Origin of the sequence: Microbacterium istanbulense (genome assembly GCF_037204145.1) — a bacterium.
GTDB classification, from domain to species: domain Bacteria; phylum Actinomycetota; class Actinomycetes; order Actinomycetales; family Microbacteriaceae; genus Microbacterium; species Microbacterium istanbulense.
Genome location: NZ_JBBDGN010000011.1, coordinates 1 through 18251, shown reverse-complemented (window position 1 = coordinate 18251; position 18251 = coordinate 1). Strand labels below are relative to the sequence as shown.

Sequence of the window (18251 nt, the reverse complement as noted above, 5' to 3'; positions counted from 1 at the left end):
GGTGGGCAGGGTGACCTCTTCCAAGAGCATCCTGTCCACCCTTTTCGGTGTGCTCGGCAAGCTGCTGTCGGGTGGCGAGAACCGCCCACAGCCGGTGAACCCGCCGCGCCCTCAGGCAACGTTGCGACCGGATGGCGTCGGTTCGGGCCGTGACACGACGCGACGGGAGGCCGGCGACGAGCCGGGGCGGATGGCGGGGACGGCGACCGTGCAGGTTGACCCGGAACGCATCCATGATGTGCAGGTCGAGTACGCGCCCGCGCGCAACAACCTGCCCGATTCGGGTGAGGTCATCTGGACCTGGGTGCCGTATGAGGAGAATGACGGGCGCGGCAAGGACCGGCCGGTGCTGGTGATCGGACAGCACACCGCGCAGCGGGTGTACGCGGTGCGGATGACCAGCAAGCCGCACGGTGGCGACCGCGACTTCCTGTCGATCGGCTCTGGGCGGTGGGACAACCAGGGGCGCGAGTCGTGGGTCGACATCGAGCAGTTGTACAGCGTGCACGAGGGCGCGATGCGCCGCGAGGCCGCGGTGCTGGATGCAGGACGCTACGGCCGCGTCGCACAGGCCCTCATCACGCGCTACGGCTGGGCGCGCGACTGATCCATCAGGGTCGCTGAGCTCTGGGTCGCTGAGCCGCCCCATCTGGGTCGCTGAGCTTGTCGAAGCGCGCGAGACCCGACGCTCTCTGGGTCACTGAGCCTGTCGAAGCGCCCCAGACTCGCGAGACCGCGGGTCGCCGGCGGCGTAGGGGACGAGGGAGAATGCGAAAAGCCCCCGGCGAACCAGGGGCTTCATGGTGGACGCAATGGAGCACTACGGGAACAGGCGACCACGGGTCGAGGGGCTTGCTTCCGCGTGGAATCAGGGCATCCACGAGCATGCCGACCCTGTCGGAGAGGCGGACGACCCGCTGATCGGCGCGTCGGCGGAACCAAGTAAACGACCTCGAACACGCCTCACGGACAAGGAAGTGGACGCTATGCGAACAGCCCGCGCACACGGCGTCAGCGTGACCGCGCTGGCGAAGCAGTTCGGGGTGCATCGTGGCACAGTCTGGGCGAAGACTCGTTTGGCGTGAAAACCGCTGGTAGTCGGGGGTGCGTCGCAAAGGTCGTCAGTACCATGGGCGATTCGACTAATGGCGGCAGCCCGTTCAGGCATAGATTGTGTTGTCAGGCAAAAGTGTGAGCAAGTTCGCGATCGGTATCGTTGCCTTATGAACGGTATCGACCAAACGCTTAGCCACAAGACCCGTGCGAACCATTTGAGCGGGTCCGCGGCGGGTGGGCACCTCTGGCTTCAGGAAGGACCCCAGCCGGAGCTGGTCTTCCGTGCACACGGTGTCTTCCAGCGTCGGTACGAGTTGCGCCTTCCGCTCTCGAAAGTCATGTCTTTCGTCGGCGACACGGGAGGTGCGGTGATCGGTTCGCGCTGGACCCTGACACTGGTTGATGGGACTACCGAAGATTTCCTTGTGGCAGGGCGAACCGGACTCCGAGAGGCACTGCTCACCGTCCACGCCAACGCCAGGAACAACTCAATTCCTACTGGCAACCCGTCGGACTCTCCTCGCCCCGACCAATCCGCCAGTATTCCGTCCGCGACTGCCCAAGGCCACGTCCGCCAGGTCGGGACTGCGTCGGCGCAGTCTCAAGATAGCTCCAAGCTGCTCCAGAAAGCTACGGTCACCGAGACTCCACAGCTCCCGGGCTTCAAACACCTGGGCGTAATCGGGTTCTCCACCGCACTCAAGAAGTTCGCCCAGGCCGTGCCTCGTAGCGAATGGGGTTACGGACTCGACATCGAAGGCAAAGTGATCAGTTGGGAGTCGCGTACTGGTCTCGTCAGCGAATCGCAGAACGAGGTGTACGAACCCGTGCGCCTCCCCGCGCGTCGTCTGGCGATTCCAGCCAAGGCCATTCAGATCGCTGGCTCGGGGGACGAGATGCTCGCCCTCACCGAGCACGGGGATGTTTGGGCCTGGGGCGAGGACTACTTCTATGAGATTGGTGAAGACGGGCGTAACGAAGAGATGCCGCTACAGATCAAAGGCCTCGCCGGGATCGTCACACTGGCATCGACAGGTAGCACCCACTTTGCAATTGGGGCGCGGGGAGAAGTGTGGTCCTGGGGATCACAGTACGGCGGATGTTTAGGTGACGGTTCGGAGGTAGACCGCAGTGTGCCCGCTTTGGTTCCGCACCTGAGCGGTATCAGCGAGGTTCGATGCTCGGATCGGCGCGAACAAGTTGTCGCCCTGACGACAGAGGGTGCTGTTCTGATCTGGGGTTACGGGTACTCATTCGACGGAGACAAGGTCGCGCGGAGCATTCCGACAGAGTTGATCGGTCTCCCGAAAATCCAGTCCCTGGGCGATGGGGAGACGGCGATCGATGACCATGGGAACGTCTGGAGCTGGGACGAAGACCTCGTAGCGAAGCAAATCCCTGACCTGACAGGCATTGTCTCCATCGTCCACGGAAGCAACTGGATTAGCCATGAGGATACTTGGCATGCTCTCGACCGTGACGGCCGCGTTTACGGCTGGGGATGCAACAACTTCGGGCAGATTGGAGACGGAACGACAATCGACCGCGACCACCCAGTCCCGGTGACCGGTCTCACCGACGTCGAGGCACTTGTCACCGGCAGCGCCGAAGTCTACGCACTTGCATCAAACGGGACAGTATCTGTCTGGGGCGGATTCCCGAGTGAGCGTGTGCTTGAGAGTTACGGGAATATGGAGGCCACTCACGGCCCAGTTCCAGAGCGAATCCCGCTGCCACACTTCACCGAGTCGCGCATGCAGCGCTGGGCAACGCTGGACCTAGCGAGCCTCGGCTCCAGCGAGCTGCGTCAGACATTCTTTGATTTTCGAGACGGACGTACGCCCCTTATGCAGTGTGCCGCCGCGGGCCTGGACGACGAAGTCTCCGTTATGCTTATGCAGGACGGAGACGTTAACGCCGTCGACTCTGATGGGGACTCGGCCCTCTTCTACGCCGCGAGCAAAGGCCAGGTGCGCAACGTCGAGCTGCTTCTACAGGCAGGGGCGAACCCGAATATTCATCGACACACCGGGGGAAACTCCGCACTCGCGCAGGCAGCGGAGATGAGTGTGACGTATGGCAGCGACTATTGGCAGGTGGCCCTGCTGCTCCTCAGAGGTGGGGCTGATCCTTCGGACATGTACTCACGCGGCATCATTCCTGCAAGGCACACAGACCGCGGCATGCTGGTGATCCGACCGGAACATCTTCGAAGCTATCTGGCGTACGACGACATGTTCCCGATTCGAGACCTTCGTGGCGACCTAATCTGAGGCGGCCCCTGGCTCCTGAACACTACGGGTCGCGTCGATCTGTCGGCTGCAAGCCCGTGAACGGCCATGGGCATCTCAGTCGTTGACCGAGGACAAACGCCCATCCGGCATCCGTCGACGTCGGTTCAACGAGCACGATTGGGCCGAGGTCGTAGCTGGGATTCTCAACGAGCACCATCGAGTTGACGAGTCCGACGACATCTTTGCGAACATCTTCCGAAAGTTCCTGACCGTCGCGGACAGCCATGAGCACGGCGCGAATGGATTTGGCTTCTTGAGAGTACGGAATCTCGCGAAGCCATACGCAGGCTGCCAGGTAAGCGTACTTGAGGATCGCGATTCCGGATGGGACCGGATCGAGTAGCCGGTAGCGGACGGAGAGCGGTTCGCCAGCGGCAATAGTGGTGAGAAGTTCGGGGTCACCACTCGTCACGTGCATCGTAGGCGGGCTGAATGGTGCCTGACGTAGTGCTGCGGTCGCCTTACGGACTCCCCGAAAGCCGTCGAGAGCGTCGGACTCGGCTTCCACCACGACCTCTCCCGCGACGAGAGCACTGAGCGCCGCTTCCGACAATGAGCCCAGTCTGTTGTTGCATTCTTTGCACGTCCGAGTCATAGCCCTCCCGCCGAGTGCCCTCATCGGTACGTGCTCCTCGGTCAGGTCTTTCGTGCTGAGGCAAATTGGGCAGACGCCGAAGTCGTGTCGCTCAACCACCCACGCGCCGGACGTTCTCCGACCGTCATGATGAAATCCTGGATGGCGCACCTCCGCCTCGATATCGGCGCTCTGCACGCGAACTCCAAGTGGAGGAGGTGGCGCCTTGCGCCCTTTGCGCGGTGCCGTCTGAGGCAAGATGAAGGTGGCGTCATCGAGCCTGTGATAACGACTGTCGCGGGGTGATTCACTCACCCAATAATCATCTCACTAACGTCCGGTGTCACAGGTTCGGAATGGCGGCAACTCAGCACCGTTTAGCTGACACCGGACCGCTCTAGGAGGGCGTCGCGCAGTTTCTCGACATGGTGCAAGAGCGCTGAGAACAGCTCTTGGTCTGGATCGAATGCGCGTCGGGTGTGGTCCTGTACGAGTACGGTGAGGGTCCAGATCACAGCCAGCATCTCGTTCTCGTCAGCCAGCACCGCCTTGACGCAGTCACTGCGCGGGTGGGGAGTCTCGATCTCTCGTTCTCGCACTTCGGTGACTCGTCTCTCGACAATCTGCACCTTCACAGCACCGCCTCGGTGGGCGCGGCGGTCTTCGTAGGCGGCCTTACGGCAGGCCGGTGTGCAGTAGACGCGAGGCCTGCCGGTTGGCTTCACGTCTTGGAGCTTGCCGCCGCAGCGTGCACACTTCGTGGGAAGTTCGACGGTGCGCTCGATACGGGTGGTGCGGTCGCGGCGCCGTTGCCTAGCTTTGTGCAGTTCGCGAATCCGTGCTGCCTCGCGGGGACGGACCTCGCTGAGGAGCACGATCAGGCGCTGCTCCATCTCCCGCCGCCCAGGCGTTTCGAGGTCGTCGCCCTCAACGGCGAAGTACTCATCGAGCACTCGGCCGCTCAGCGTGGGGATCGCGATCGTCGCCTCGAGAAGTTCGGCCTCGTCACCGGTCTCGAGCGCGGCAACCCAGCGCGCGTAGCGCGCCTCGAAATCCGTCTCAGCGGGGTCGTAGCGCTTGGTGGCCATGTTCTACGGTACGTCCGTTTCGTCACCGACGTAAGTGGCGAATCCTCGATCTGCAAGACGCGTGTGGTCTCACTGGGGGTCGATCCTAGAACGGGATTTCGTGCATTGTGCAGCCTGGTGTGCACCTGTCTGTCATGGCGATCGAGACGAGGAATCTATGGCTGCGGGTGACGCGGCGAGAGGAGACTGACCTCGGCAAGCTGATCGAATGGGTACTGAACATCGCGGAGGTCAGGCATCGCGCCTGGCTCAACGGGGAGCCGGACCCGTACGGGCTCCCGCCACCAGATGACCTCCCATCTGCACCCCGATAGCTCTTCGTTTTGTCAGGGGTGCGCGAGAGGATCGATACCAAGCATCACCCCGGCAAGGAGGTCCACCATGAGCACCGCAATCCTCGACACCCAATCGACGGACCGCGCCGCCGGCGTGCCCGTCCTGCTGGCTGTCTCCTACCTGCGAGTGTCTACGCGTGAGCAGGCCGAGCGCGGAGGCACGGACGAGGGCTTCTCGATCCCGGCGCAGCGCGAAGCCAACGCGAGGAAGGCCGACGAGCTGGGGGCGCGGGTCGTGCGGGAGTTCGTGGACGCGGGCGAGTCGGCTAGGTCGGCGGATCGTGATGGGTTGCAGGAGATGCTCGCGTTCATCGCGGGAACCAGGGTGCAGTTCTGCATCGTGCACAAGCTCGACCGCCTCGCCCGCAACCGCGCCGACGACGTGGCCATCCACCAAGCCCTCCTCAGCGCCGGGGTCACCCTCGTCTCCGCTACCGAGTCCATTGACCAGACTCCTTCGGGGATGCTCGTTCACGGCATCATGTCCTCCATTGCCGAGTTCTACAGCCGTAACCTCGCCACCGAAGTCACCAAAGGGCTGACGCAGAAGGTCGCGCAGGGTGGCACCCCGATGCGCGCACCTATCGGCTATCTGAACGTGCGCAAGACCGATGACAACGGGCGCGAGGTGCGCACGGTCGAGGTTGATCCTGAACGTGCGCCGCTGATCGCCTGGGCGTTTGAGCACTACGCCGAAGGCGAGACTTCCATCACCGGCTTGCTCCGCGACCTCACCGCACGGGGTCTACTCACGGTGCCGACGCCGAAGCGTCCCTCGAAGCCGTTAGGGAAGAACACCCTCTATAAGTTGCTCACAAACCCGTACTACGCGGGCGTGATCCGCTACAAAGGCGCACTGCACCCCGGCGCACACGACCCGATTGTGGAACCGGAACTATTCGACAAAGTGCAATCACTCCTGAAAGCGCGCACGGCGAAGATGACCCGCCACGTCCAGCACGCCCACCACCTCAAAGGACTCCTGCACTGCGGCAGCTGCGGCTCCCGCATGCTCCTCGATTTCGCCACCAACCCACGCGGCACCACCTACGCCTACTTCGTGTGTTCGGGCCGCGCCGCGAAGAAGACCACATGTACCCGGCGGGCCGTGCCCGTCGCGGTCGCGGAACGTCTGGTCACGGATTCCTACGCCTCGATCACGATCAACGACAGCACATATCAGCGTCTCGCCGCCGACGTCGATGCCCAGTTCGACAAGCGCAATGCCGGGAACGATCAAGAACTCGCTGACCTCACCGCAAATCGGGTGCGTCTGGAAGCAGAATCGGACAAGCTGCTCACCGCGCATTTCGCCGATGCGATCGACCTCGATACGTTGAAGCGGCACCAAGACCGCATCCGTGCGGGCCTGGCCGACGTGAACCGCCGCCTTGCCGAGCACAGCGAGCACCACACCGGCGGACGCGCGTTCCTCCACGACTCACTCCTACTACTCACCGATGCGTACCGTGCCTACCAGCACTCCGGCGATGCCGACCGGCGGCTCGCAAACCAAGCGTTCTACACGCGCCTGGACATCACCGACGACGAACAACTCCGCCCACGACTCGCCGAACCGTTCGCCACGATCTTCCGCGAAGCACACAACAGCGGCAACGAAGGCAAGGAAACGGAACGGGAACACCCAACATCTTCCGATGTCGCGTGTTCCCGTAAGACACTTTGGGTGGGCGATACCGGACTCGAACCGATGACCTCTTCCGTGTGAAGGAAGCGCGCTACCAACTGCGCCAATCGCCCATGTGGAGTTGTTGTGCGCGGTGGCACAGATCAAGAGCATACCCGATTCGACAGGCGAGAGCCGACACGGCAGAGCCGTCGGGCGTGGCGGATGTCGGCGCCGACGCGGACACGCCCGAGGTCCGGACGCGGTTTGGCACTCTGGCGAACCTGGGCTAATGTTTATCAAGTGCCCGGGGCAACCGGGAACGAAATGCGGATGTAGCGCAGTTGGTAGCGCATCACCTTGCCAAGGTGAGGGTCGCGAGTTCGAGTCTCGTCATCCGCTCGAGTGCAGGAGCCTCTTCGGAGGTTCTGGCATGTGGGTTCGAATCCACCTCGCGGTGGCGTGGCCGAGAGGCTAGGCACCGGCCTGCAAAGCCGTTTACACGGGTTCGAATCCCGTCGCCACCTCTCTGTACAATTGAATAAGCCCTTTAGGCGCGATTGGCGCAGCGGTAGCGCGCTTCCCTGACACGGAAGAGGTCACTGGTTCGATCCCAGTATCGCGCACACAGAAAACCCCCGGTAACACGGGGGTTTCTTCGTTCCCGGGCTCTGTCGTGGGAGATATGTGGGAGAGCGATTCAGGAACTCCCACGATCTCGCCTCGTCGGAGACGGCCAGGCGATCTCGTGACGTGATCGCCTACGCGCATGATCGCCCAGTCCTGGCATACTCGGCCGTATGGGGGAACTATTCAACGAAGAGCCCGACGGCGCGATCGACTGGGACGCGATTATCGACCCTAAGACGGGCTGGCTGATCGCGGGCACTCACGAGGTCGAGATCGAGGAGTTGAACGCGGAGTTCGTCCTCAAGCCGAGTGATCCTCTGCGTGAGCACACATGGACCTCGTTCCTCAGCCTGCTCCACCAGACCAAGGCGCTCTATCCGAGTGGGCGAATGCTCCTCGCTGGGACCTTCGTTTCCCGGCAGATCAGTCCACTCGACATCCTCTCCGTCGTCATAGTTCCCGACGAGCCAACGACGATAGAGCAGTGGACCGAGGCGGAGTGGGATCGGTTCTACCAGCACATCTCGCTCTACGACATCATCCTCGGGAGTCTCGGTCCCACTTATATGCCGGTTCTCCACCCGTTCGGGGGTCGGATAGAGGTCATCGTCTGCCACCCAGACGACGCTGAGGACGTAGTGTCGTGGATGGGTGCTGTACTCCTTGCAGATGGCCGGGAGATCCCCGGCGCGAGAGGCGTGGCGGAGGTGGTCTGGTGATCCGTGACGACATCGACCGCGCGCTAGGCAAGATCGAGGGCGACTCCCGCCTCGCCATGGTCCGGCGCACGGGCCTCATGGTGCTCCGTGAGCGGTTCGCGCCCTCTGCGCCGCCTCTGCGCGTGCAGATCAGCGAGGATCTCACGGTTAGTTCTCTAGCGCATCTCACCCACGCGATCCAGAAGGCGACCTCGCTCTCCGCGAAGGCACTGCTCGATCCACAGTCGGACTCGATCGTCGTCGGCAAGCACATACGAGAAATGACGCCTCTGGTCCCGCGGCTCCAGACTGGGCACATGCTTCTGTTCGGGTTCCCTGAGCCCGAGATCAGCGCGGATCATCTGGATCTCCAACGATCTGAGCACCTAGCGGAGCGCGCTGTGCGAGAGTTCCTGGCGGTACTCCCACGGGATGCTGGCGACACCGATGCGCTCGAAGCCCTCCCCGCGCGGCGGTCTCAGTTCCGCGCGGCTGTATCCGCCGTCGCTCGTGCAGTGGCCGACACCGAGTCGTCACTGACATTTACGCTTCGGGGTGAGCCAGGACAAGAGGCCGAGGAGGCCGTGCTCACATCTGACCAGACGCGGCGCGTGCCTGAGGTCCTCAAGGACAGCCGGCTCGACTCGACGCCCCTCACGGTCGAAGGTCTCATGGACGGGATGCGCACCCAGCGACGCGTGTTCTTCATCCTGGAGAACGAGACGGGCAAGGAGTACAAGGGTGCGATCGAGGAGCACCAACTGGAGGAGGTCCGGGACGCGATAAATACACAGGTCAGGGCGCGATTGATTCGGGCTGTCCAGGTGCGTGCGGACGGATCTCAGGGCCGCCCGTCCTACAGGCTGATCGGGCTGGACCCGAGGCCCGAGACTCTCGCGGACTGAGCGCGTGGATCCTGTACTCCTCGCGGGGCTCATCGTCAACGGCGGAATCTTCATCGCGTCAGCAGGTGCCGCCGCTGTCGCGTGGTGGCAAGCGATTGAGGCATCGAAGTCTCGGGACGCGGCTCTCGCGGCGCAACAGTCTGCGCTCCTGGCGTGGCAGGAAGCCGCATCCGCGCTTGTCCGCGCCAACGAGATCACGGGTGGAACCTTGCGGGCCCCGTTCGCGTCGAGACTCCAGCAGATGTCGAACGACGTTCTTTCCCAGCGTTCCTTGGGCGCTGATGAAAGCGCAGTCTTCGACATCATCGGGCCAAAGCATACGCCGGGGTTATCCGCTCTCCAGTTGGCAACAAACGAGCGGACGGCAGGTAAATTCTCACGTTGGCTCTCGACCTACGCCCGGACAGTGGATGCCTCGTCACCCTCGGCGGTGATGTCCGCGCTGTCGATCATCGATGCTCGAGTCCGAGGGTGGATAGGTGACCCTGACGCCACGATGGCCGAGATTCGGGACGAGCCTGGAGTACCGAACGAACTCCCGATCCTCGATACCGACCTGCACGATTACCGAGTTCCTTGACCCGTGCGTCTTCCTGCGACGCGCACCGCATGGGCGAGCGACGCGCACCGCATGGGCGAGCACTGAGCGCCCCGCCGAACACCAGGGCGAAATCCTCGCCGCACGAGAGGCCTTCGACGAGGCTGAGTGAGCGGAGGGGCACCTGCGAACGAGTAGCCTGGATTCCTGACCCAGATGGAGAGTTCAGTGTCTGAAAACGCCCAGCCGAAAGACGGCTTCGCCCTGTTCCCCGACCGTTCCGTCGTCGCCATGCGGCTGAACGGTGAGCTGAAGGACCTCGCGACGACGGTGACCGACACGGATGCCGTCGAGCCGGTCTTCATCGAGAGCCCCGACGGCCTGAATATCCTGCGTCATTCCGCCGCTCACGTGCTCGCGCAGGCGGTGCAGCGTGTGCGCCCGCAGGCGAACCTCGGCATCGGCCCGCCCATCACCGACGGCTTCTACTACGACTTCGGCGTGGACGAGCCGTTCACTCCCGAGGACCTGAAGGTCATCACCAAGGAGATGCAGCGCATCGTCCGGGAGGGCCAGCGTTTCGTGCGTCGCGTCGTCACCGACGACGAGGCGCGCGTCGAGCTCGCCGACGAGCCGTTCAAGCTCGAGCTGATCGACCTCAAGGGCCCGTCGGCGGATGCCACCGAAGGCGCGTCCGTCGAGGTGGGCGAGGGCGAACTGACCATCTACGACAACGTCAGCAAGGACGGCGAGGTCGTCTGGAAGGACCTCTGCCGCGGCCCGCACGTGCCGAACACCCGCATGCTCGGCAACGGCTGGAACCTCACGCGTATCGCCGCTGCCTACTGGCGCGGCAGCGAGAAGAACCCGCAGCTGCAGCGCATCTACGGCACCGCCTGGCCCACCAAGGACGAACTGCGCGCCTACCAGGAGCGCCTCGCCGAGGCCGCCAAGCGCGACCACCGCCGGCTGGGCAAGGAACTCGACCTGTTCTCGTTCCCGGATGAGATCGGCTCGGGCCTGTCGGTGTGGCACCCCAAGGGCGGCATCATCCGCGGCGAGATGGAGCAGCACGCGCGGCGCCGCCACGTCGAGGCCGGCTACACCTACGTGTACACGCCGCACATCTCGAAGGAAGACCTCTTCCGCACCTCGAACCACCTCGTCACCTACAAGCACGGCATGTATCCGCCGATCCAGATGGACGAGGAGCGTGACGCCGAGGGCAACATCACTAAGCAGGGCGTCGACTACTACCTGAAGCCGATGAACTGCCCGATGCACATCCTCATCTACAAGGAGCGCGGCCGCAGCTACCGCGATCTGCCGATGCGTCTGGCTGAGAACGGCACCGTGTACCGCTACGAACTCTCCGGTGCCCTGCACGGCCTTACCCGCGTGCGCGGCTTCACCCAGGACGACTCGCACCTGTTCGTCACGCCCGATCAGCTCGAGGGCGAAGTGACCAAGGTGCTCGAGTTCATCATCTCGATGCTGCGCGACTTCGGGCTGGATGACTTCGAACTCGAGCTGTCCATGCGCGACGACGAGAAGGACAAGTGGATCGGCTCGGACGAGTTCTGGGAGTACTCCACCGACGCCCTCCGCAACGTCGCCCTGGCCTCCGGCCTCAAGCTCACTGAGGTTCCCGGGGAGGCCGCGTTCTACGGCCCGAAGATCGACCTGAAGACCACCGATGCGATCGGTCGCGTGTGGCAGCTGTCGACCGTGCAGGTCGACCCGAACCTGCCCGAGCGCTTCGACCTGGAGTTCACCGATCGTGACGGCCAGAAGAAGCGCCCGATCATGATCCACCGGGCCCTTTTCGGTTCGATCGAGCGGTTCTTCGCGATCCTGCTCGAGCACTACGCCGGTGACTTCCCGCTGTGGCTGGCCCCGGTGCAGGTCATCGGCGTCCCCGTCGCCGAGGAGTACGCGGACTACCTGGATGACGCCATCGGTGCGCTGCGCGCCGCCGGCATCCGTGCCGAGGTCGACCACTCCGACGACCGGATGCAGAAGAAGATCCGCACCCACACGACCGGCAAGGTGCCGCTCATCCTCATCGCGGGGGAGCAGGACCGAGCGGCGGGTACCGTGTCGTTCCGCTTCCGCGACGGCTCGCAGGAGAACGGCGTGCCGGTGGCCGAGGCCGTCGAGCGCGTACGACGGGCGGTGGAGACCCACGCCCTCGTGCAGACCGCCGAGGACCTCGCGTGAGCCCTTCGACAGGCTCAGGGGCCCAGGGGGGCACAGGCTCAGGGACCCAGGGGGGCACAGGCTCAGGGACCCAGGTGGAGGATGCCGCGCACCTCGCCGGCGTGCCGGACGAGTTCCAGCGGCTGTGGACCCCGCACCGGATGGCGTACATCCAGGCGGGGCCCGAGCCGCTGCGTCACGAGTGCCCGTTCTGCGAAGCACCGAAGCATCCGGATGCCGAGCGGCTCATCGTCGCTCGCGGCGAGACCGCCTACGTGCTGCTCAATCTCTTTCCGTACAACTCCGGACACCTGCTGGTGTGCCCCTACCGTCACATCCCGACGTACGACGAGGCGACCCCCGAGGAGGTCGCCGAGATCGGCGCCCTCACGCAGATCGGCATGCGGGTGCTCCGTCAGGTGTCACACTGCGACGGGTTCAACCTGGGCATGAACCAGGGCGCCATCGCCGGGGCTGGGGTGGATGCTCATCTGCACCAGCACATCGTGCCGCGGTGGAACTCGGATGCGAACTTCTTCCCGATCATCGCCAAGACCAAGGCCCTCCCGCAGCTGCTCGGAGAGGTGCGCGAAACCGTCGCGAACGCCTGGCCCGCCTGATCGCCTCCGCGCGCCTCAGCGCACGCGGTTCGCGGTGAACTGCATACGCGGGTGCGCGTAGTACTCCTGCGATTCGACGAGCTGCAGCTCGCGTTCACCCGAGTCGAGGGTGGCGTGCAGCAGGTCGAACACGCTCGAGACCGTGCGCTCGAGGGCCAGCTTCGCGTCGCGGGTCTCCACGTAGTGCGCCGTGAACAGGGCCGCCGTCACATCGCCCGAGCCGTTCGCCTTCATCGGCAGGTGCGGGGTGGCGACCAGCCAGGCGCCCTCGTCGTCCACGGCGAGCATCTCGATCGTGCCCTCGGCGCGGTCGGGGCGCTCCACGCTGGTCACCAGCACCACCGACGGCCCCATGGCGCGCGCGGCATCCACCGACGCCAACGTGGACTCGATCGTGTCCGGCTCGGTGCCGGTGAGATAGCCCAGCTCGAACTGATTCGGGGTGATGATGTCGGCGACCGGCACGACCCGGTCGCGCAGCAGCTCGGGAATGGCCGGAGCCACGAAGCATCCTGACTTCGCGTTGCCCATCACCGGGTCGCACGCGTACAGCGCCTGCGGATTCGCCGCCTTCACCCGAGAAACCGCATCGATGATCACATCGGCGATACCCTCGCCACCCTGATAGCCGCTGAGCACGGCATCCGTCGTCGCCAGCGCGCCGCGCTCCTCGATGCCCGTGATGACCTCGCGCACGTCAGCCGGGTCGATGAGCGGGCCACGCCACGCTCCGTATCCGGTGTGGTTCGAGAAGTTGACCGTGTACACCGGCATGACCTCGACGCCGATGCGCTGCAGCGGGAAGACGGCGGCGGAGTTGCCGACGTGCCCATACGCGACAGCCGACTGGATGGAGAGGATCTTCATCCCGCCATCCTCTCACCCCTGCGCAGGTCGCTTCCGCGCCTGCTCAGGTCGAGGCTGCCACCAGGTCATCGACGAGCCGGGCGGCATCGGCCTCGTCAAGGTCGTGCACCGTCAGGCGAAGGTGGTGGGACTCGGGCGCGGCCTCATCGAGCCGGAAGTCGTCGCCGGTCCGAGCCAACCACCCGCGGCGCATGAGGTACGCGGCGGCCTCCCGAGCGGGCACCGGCATCCGCACCCACAGGCTCAGTCCATCCGCCGTCCGTGTGAGAATGCCGCGCGCGGTCAGCGCGGCCGCGAAGGCGGCATTTCGCTCGGCGTAGTGTGCACCCGCCCGTTCGATCTGTGCACGTACCGACGGGTCGGTCAGCTGGGCGTGCGCGAGGCGCTGCAGCAGATGACTGACCCAGGTGGTGCCGGGGCTGAGGCGCATGCCCAGGCGCTCGGCCGTGGTCGGATCCGTCGCCGCGACCGCGAGACACATGTCGGGGCCGAGGAACTTCGACACCGACCGCACCAGCGCGAATCGGCGATGCTCCGGGCCGATGAGCGAGGAGTAGCGGTGCCGCGAGAGCAGTGAGAAGTGGTCGTCTTCGATGATGAGGACGTAGGGGTGGTCAGCCAGCACGGCCCGCAGCTCCGCGGCGCGTGCGGGGGAGAGGCTCGCCCCGGTCGGGTTCTGGGCACGCGGTGTGCAGATGATGGCTCGGATGCCGGCATCCAACGCCGCCCGCAGCCCGTCGACGGTCATGCCCTCGTCGTCGACGGGAACCGGGACCGCCCGGTACCCGCCCAGCCGCACCGTGTGGATGCTGGCCAGGAAGCAGGGGTCCTCGAGGGCGACGGCATCATCACGCATGAGCGCCTGGGCGAGCAGTCGCTCGACGGCATCGACCGCGCCACTGGTGATGCTGATGCGCACATCGTCGCGGCCCAGTTCAGCACGGGCGATGTCGAGCGACCAGGCTTCGAGGTCGGCGTCGATCACCGGTTCGCCGTAGAGCACGGGCCGGCCGACGATCCGCCCCAGTGCAGGGGTGGGGTCGGGGATCAGACGCGGGTCAGGGTTTCCCGAGCCGATGTCGCGCAGCACGGTGTCGGTGGTGACGCCCTCCTGTGCGGTGGTGTCGGCGCCGGCGACGACCGTCCCTGCGCGCCCGCGGGCGATCACGAGCCCGGCCTGAGCGAGCTGACGATATGCGGCGACGGCCGTGTTGCGGTTCACCCCGAGCGTCGCGGCCAGCTCACGCACGGGCGGCAGGGCGTCGCCGGGGCGCAACATTCCGCGCTCACGCAGTCCGCGCACGCTATCGGCGATCTCGGCCGCCGTCGTCCCGCTGATCACATCGTCCATCGGGTTGAGTCTACGGTGCTATCGTTTGACATAGGCCAAACCCGTCTTTGTCACAAGGAGTGACCCATGGCATCCACCGAGCAGAGCAGCACCACCGGATCGCAGCGCGTCAAGCGCGGCCTGGCAGAGATGCTGAAGGGCGGCGTCATCATGGACGTCGTCACCGCAGAGCAGGCGAAGATCGCCGAAGACGCCGGCGCCGTCGCCGTCATGGCTCTCGAGCGTGTGCCCGCCGACATCCGCGCCCAGGGCGGTGTCTCGCGCATGAGCGACCCCGACATGATCGACAGCATCATCGACGCCGTGTCGATCCCCGTGATGGCCAAGGCCCGCATCGGGCACTTCGTCGAGGCCCAGGTGCTGCAGGAGCTCGGCGTCGACTACATCGACGAGTCCGAGGTGCTCTCGCCGGCTGACTACGTCAACCACATCGACAAGTTCGACTTCACCGTGCCGTTCGTCTGCGGCGCGACCAACCTGGGCGAGGCGCTGCGCCGGATCAACGAAGGCGCGGCGATGATCCGCTCCAAGGGCGAGGCCGGCACCGGCGACGTCTCGGAGGCCATGAAGCACATCCGCAAGATCCGGGGCGAGATCGCCGCACTGACCGCCCTGCCGAAGGATGAGCTGTACGTCGCCGCCAAGGAGCTGCAGGCGCCGTACGAGCTCGTCGCCGAAATCGCCGAGACGGGCAAGCTGCCCGTCGTGCTGTTCGTCGCCGGTGGCGTCGCCACCCCGGCGGATGCCGCCATGATGATGCAGCTGGGCGCCGATGGCGTGTTCGTCGGCTCCGGCATCTTCAAGTCCGGCAACCCGGCGGAGCGCGCCAAGGCCATCGTCAAGGCGACCACGTTCTACGACGACGCCAAGGTGATCGCCGAGGTCTCGCGCGGACTCGGCGAGGCCATGGTCGGCATCAACGTGTCTGACCTGCCCGCGCCGCACCGCCTCGCCGAGCGTGGCTGGTAACACCGCGCCCGGGTCCCTGAGCCCGACCCCTGCCATCCCTGGGTCCCTGAGCCTGTCGAAGGGCCCCAGGGTCGGCGTCCTCGCACTGCAGGGCGACGTGCGTGAGCACGCCGCCCTGCTCGAGGGACTGGGCGCCGAAGTGACCCTCGTGCGCCGTCCAGCCGAGCTCGCGGCGGTGGACGGCCTGGTCATCCCGGGCGGCGAATCCAGCGTCATCGACAAGCTCTCCCGCCTGTTCGGGATGCAGGAGCCGATTCGCGCAGCGATCGCCGAGGGGATGCCTGTGCTTGGTACCTGCGCGGGGCTCATCCTGCTCGCCGACACCGTGCTCGACGCCATCGAGGGGCAGGAGTCCTTCGGGGGACTGGACGTTGTCGTCCGGCGCAACGCGTTCGGTCGGCAGGTGGAGTCGTTCGAGGCCGAGCTCGATATCCCGGCGCTCGGCTCGGATCCCGTCCGAGCGGCATTCATCCGCGGTCCGGTCGTCGAGTCCGTCGGGCCGAGCGCGACCCCGCTGGCCGCCTTGCCTGACGGCCGTGTGGTCGCCGTCGAGCAGGGCGCGATACTGGGGCTGAGCTTCCACCCCGAGATCACCGGTGAGACCCGCTTCCACCAACGTTTCCTCGACCGCGTGGCGCTGCGGCACTGAGCGTGGGGGAGGACGTTAGCGTGGCGGGATGCGTCTTCCCCTCGGCTCCACCGACGTCAGCGCGAGCGGCGGCACCGTCACGCTGATCGGCAGACGCGCAGAAGTGTGGCGCCCTGTCGCGCGCACGCCGATGCCGCTCAGCGAAGCGATCGGTCTGCTCGATACTCCCGGCGCGCACGGCGTTCACCACGCCGACGTGTTCGCCCGTTCCCTGCCCTCATCCGTACCGGACGCGCCGCGTTTCGCACCAGGAGACAGGATCCTCTGGCGGTACGGGCGGGTCATCGAGACGGCACGTGTGGTGCGCGATGACGAGCGTGGCCTGGTGACGTGGATCCCCGCGGGCTCGACGCGGCTTGAGCCGGGGCCCGTCGACGGCGGACGGTCACGCGACGTGCCGCTGGAGGATCGATTCCGCATACCGTGGAGGATTCGGGAGGCGGCCTGGAACGGGCAGGGCGTGTTGCGGGTCGCTCCCGCCGGTAAGCCGTGGTCGGTGTGGTTCTTCCGCCGGCCAGATGGCGCGCCCGCGGGCGTCTACGTCAACCTCGAACTCCCGCATCGACGCGTCACCGGCAGTGATGCTGGCGTGTTCTCCCGCGATCTCGTGCTGGATGTGTGGCTCGCGGCGGAGCACCCCGGGTCCGAGGACATCTGGCTGAAGGATGCCGATGAGCTCGACGCCTCGGTCGTCCAGGGGCGGTTCACCGCGCACCAGGCCGAAGCGATCCGCGCCCTCGCCGACCACGCCGGCGAGGACTTCATCGTCTCGGGTGCCTGGCCGCTCGACGAGGGGTGGGATACGTGGACGCCTTCACCCGACCTGAATGAGCCGTTCGACCTCCCCGCAAGTGAGGAGATCGCGGCGGCCCGCGAATGGTCCGGCACGGAGCGTCTGCACGGGTGAACGGGCCCGCGGGGCGTCACCAGCAGCGGCGAAACCGGTGCGCACCGTAGACTGGACGACGCCTTCCTCCCCACCGACGGGTCGAGGATGGCCGATCAGACGAGCGGAGATATATGTCCGGGCATTCCAAATGGGCGACCACGAAGCACAAGAAGGCCGTCATCGACGCGCGCCGCGCTAAGTCGTGGGCCAAGCTCATCAAGAACATCGAAGTCGCAGCGAAGCTGGGTGGACCTGACCTCGCCGGCAACCCGACGCTGTTCGATGCGGTCCAGAAGGCCAAGAAGACCTCTGTCCCCAAGGACAACATCGACCGCGCCGTCAAGCGTGGTGCGGGTATCGGTGGAGAGGCCGTCGAGTACACCTCGATCATGTACGAAGGCTACGGACCTAACGGCGTCGCCCTGATGATCGAGTGTCTGACCGACAACAAGAACCGCGCGGCCGCCGAGGTGCGCACGGCCCTCAGCCGCAACGGTGGCACGCTGGCCGACCCCGGCAGCGTCGCGTACAACTTCTCCCGCAAGGGCGTCATCGTCGTGGGCTCCGAGGGCACCACCGAAGACGACGTCATGATGGCGGCTCTCGAGGCGGGCGCGGAGGAGATCGAACCGCACGCACAGGGCTTCGAAGTCATCACCGAGGCGAGCGACCTCGTCGCGGTGCGGTCGGCTCTGCAGGACGCCGGCATCGACTACGAGTCGGCCGACGTTGAGTTCGTGCCGAACCTGAAGGTCGAAGTCGACGCCGAGACCGCGCGCAAGGTGTTCCGTCTGATCGACGCTCTTGAGGACAGCGAGGACGTGCAGAACGTCTTCAGCAACTTCGACCTCACCCCCGAGGTGCAGGCCGAGCTCGAGGGCGACGAGGACTGACCCCCACGCAACGCGCATCCCGCACCGCCGAGACCCCGTCTACTCGCCGAAACCCCGTGTTGTGGGCGT

16 protein-coding genes, 4 tRNA genes and 1 pseudogene are annotated in these 18251 nt (G+C 65.4%); 15 read left to right on the top strand and 6 right to left on the bottom strand.

Annotation, left to right across the window (positions count from 1 at the left end):
• Positions 1-10: 10 nt before the first annotated feature.
• Both WDU93_RS11480 and WDU93_RS11475 read left to right on the top strand, forming a co-directional pair.
• On the top strand, positions 11-607 hold the full coding sequence (locus tag WDU93_RS11480) for a type II toxin-antitoxin system PemK/MazF family toxin (RefSeq protein WP_337320714.1): 597 nt from the start codon (positions 11-13) through the stop codon (positions 605-607).
• Positions 608-1223: 616 nt separating this feature from the next.
• Positions 1224-3329: an ankyrin repeat domain-containing protein gene (locus WDU93_RS11475; RefSeq protein ID WP_337320712.1), complete on the top strand. Its 2106-nt coding sequence runs from the start codon at positions 1224-1226 to the stop codon at positions 3327-3329.
• A gap of 22 nt (positions 3330-3351) precedes the next feature.
• On the opposite strand, the gene WDU93_RS11470 is transcribed toward WDU93_RS11475, so the two are convergent.
• Together WDU93_RS11470 and WDU93_RS11465 are read right to left on the bottom strand one after the other, a co-directional pair.
• On the bottom strand, positions 3352-4239 hold the full coding sequence (locus WDU93_RS11470) for an HNH endonuclease (RefSeq protein ID WP_337320710.1): 888 nt from the start codon (positions 4237-4239) through the stop codon (positions 3352-3354).
• Positions 4240-4301: 62 nt separating this feature from the next.
• Complete coding sequence (locus tag WDU93_RS11465) at positions 4302-5012, bottom strand: hypothetical protein (protein WP_337320708.1); 711 nt, start codon at positions 5010-5012, stop codon at positions 4302-4304.
• A gap of 288 nt (positions 5013-5300) precedes the next feature.
• On the opposite strand from WDU93_RS11465, the pseudogene WDU93_RS11460 reads away from it, so the two are divergent.
• Positions 5301-6431, top strand: a pseudogene (locus WDU93_RS11460) (recombinase family protein); the annotation flags it as partial.
• Positions 6432-6797: 366 nt separating this feature from the next.
• On the opposite strand, the gene WDU93_RS11455 reads toward WDU93_RS11460, so the two are convergent.
• On the bottom strand, positions 6798-6992 hold the full coding sequence (locus tag WDU93_RS11455) for a hypothetical protein (RefSeq protein WP_337320706.1): 195 nt from the start codon (positions 6990-6992) through the stop codon (positions 6798-6800).
• Positions 6993-7035: 43 nt separating this feature from the next.
• A tRNA-Val gene (locus WDU93_RS11450) sits at positions 7036-7108 on the bottom strand.
• Between the two features lie 195 nt (positions 7109-7303).
• On the opposite strand from WDU93_RS11450, the gene WDU93_RS11445 reads away from it, so the two are divergent.
• The 8 genes from WDU93_RS11445 (at position 7304) to WDU93_RS11410 (ending at position 12564) form a co-directional block, all read left to right on the top strand.
• A tRNA-Gly gene (locus WDU93_RS11445) sits at positions 7304-7376 on the top strand.
• Positions 7377-7430: 54 nt separating this feature from the next.
• A tRNA-Cys gene (locus tag WDU93_RS11440) sits at positions 7431-7501 on the top strand.
• A gap of 27 nt (positions 7502-7528) precedes the next feature.
• Positions 7529-7600: transfer RNA gene (locus WDU93_RS11435), tRNA-Val, on the top strand.
• Positions 7601-7774: 174 nt separating this feature from the next.
• A complete protein-coding gene (locus WDU93_RS11430) occupies positions 7775-8323 on the top strand; it encodes a DUF6932 family protein (RefSeq protein ID WP_337320704.1) in 549 nt (182 codons plus the stop codon).
• Positions 8320-9207, top strand: a complete 888-nt coding sequence (locus tag WDU93_RS11425; protein ID WP_337320702.1) for a hypothetical protein — start codon at positions 8320-8322, stop codon at positions 9205-9207. Before WDU93_RS11430 ends, WDU93_RS11425 begins: the two co-directional genes overlap by 4 nt.
• A gap of 4 nt (positions 9208-9211) precedes the next feature.
• Complete coding sequence (locus WDU93_RS11420; protein WP_337320700.1) at positions 9212-9787, top strand: hypothetical protein; 576 nt, start codon at positions 9212-9214, stop codon at positions 9785-9787.
• A 249-nt stretch (positions 9788-10036) separates the two neighbouring features.
• Positions 10037-11965 (top strand): threonine--tRNA ligase, encoded by a 1929-nt coding sequence (thrS, locus tag WDU93_RS11415; RefSeq protein ID WP_337320859.1) that lies wholly within the window; start codon positions 10037-10039, stop codon positions 11963-11965.
• A 74-nt stretch (positions 11966-12039) separates the two neighbouring features.
• Positions 12040-12564: an HIT family protein gene (locus tag WDU93_RS11410; protein WP_337320857.1), complete on the top strand. Its 525-nt coding sequence runs from the start codon at positions 12040-12042 to the stop codon at positions 12562-12564.
• 15 nt (positions 12565-12579) lie between these two features.
• Here WDU93_RS11410 and pdxY read toward each other — a convergent pair whose 3' ends face one another.
• Complete coding sequence (gene pdxY, locus WDU93_RS11405; RefSeq protein ID WP_337320698.1) at positions 12580-13431, bottom strand: pyridoxal kinase PdxY; 852 nt, start codon at positions 13429-13431, stop codon at positions 12580-12582.
• Positions 13432-13474: 43 nt separating this feature from the next.
• Positions 13475-14782 carry an aminotransferase class I/II-fold pyridoxal phosphate-dependent enzyme gene (locus tag WDU93_RS11400; RefSeq protein WP_337320696.1) on the bottom strand — a complete coding sequence of 436 codons (1308 nt, stop codon included), beginning with the start codon at positions 14780-14782 and terminating at the stop codon, positions 13475-13477.
• Between the two features lie 66 nt (positions 14783-14848).
• Between WDU93_RS11400 and pdxS the strand changes: the two genes are divergently transcribed.
• From pdxS to WDU93_RS11380, 4 genes are all read left to right on the top strand, one after another.
• Complete coding sequence (gene pdxS / locus WDU93_RS11395; protein WP_337320693.1) at positions 14849-15751, top strand: pyridoxal 5'-phosphate synthase lyase subunit PdxS; 903 nt, start codon at positions 14849-14851, stop codon at positions 15749-15751.
• 16 nt (positions 15752-15767) lie between these two features.
• On the top strand, positions 15768-16400 hold the full coding sequence (gene pdxT, locus WDU93_RS11390; protein ID WP_420064069.1) for a pyridoxal 5'-phosphate synthase glutaminase subunit PdxT: 633 nt from the start codon (positions 15768-15770) through the stop codon (positions 16398-16400).
• A gap of 28 nt (positions 16401-16428) precedes the next feature.
• Positions 16429-17307, top strand: a complete 879-nt coding sequence (locus WDU93_RS11385) for a ribonuclease FAU-1 family protein (RefSeq protein ID WP_337320691.1) — start codon at positions 16429-16431, stop codon at positions 17305-17307.
• A 113-nt stretch (positions 17308-17420) separates the two neighbouring features.
• Positions 17421-18182: a YebC/PmpR family DNA-binding transcriptional regulator gene (locus WDU93_RS11380; RefSeq protein WP_337320689.1), complete on the top strand. Its 762-nt coding sequence runs from the start codon at positions 17421-17423 to the stop codon at positions 18180-18182.
• The last annotated feature ends 69 nt before the right edge of the window (positions 18183-18251 follow it).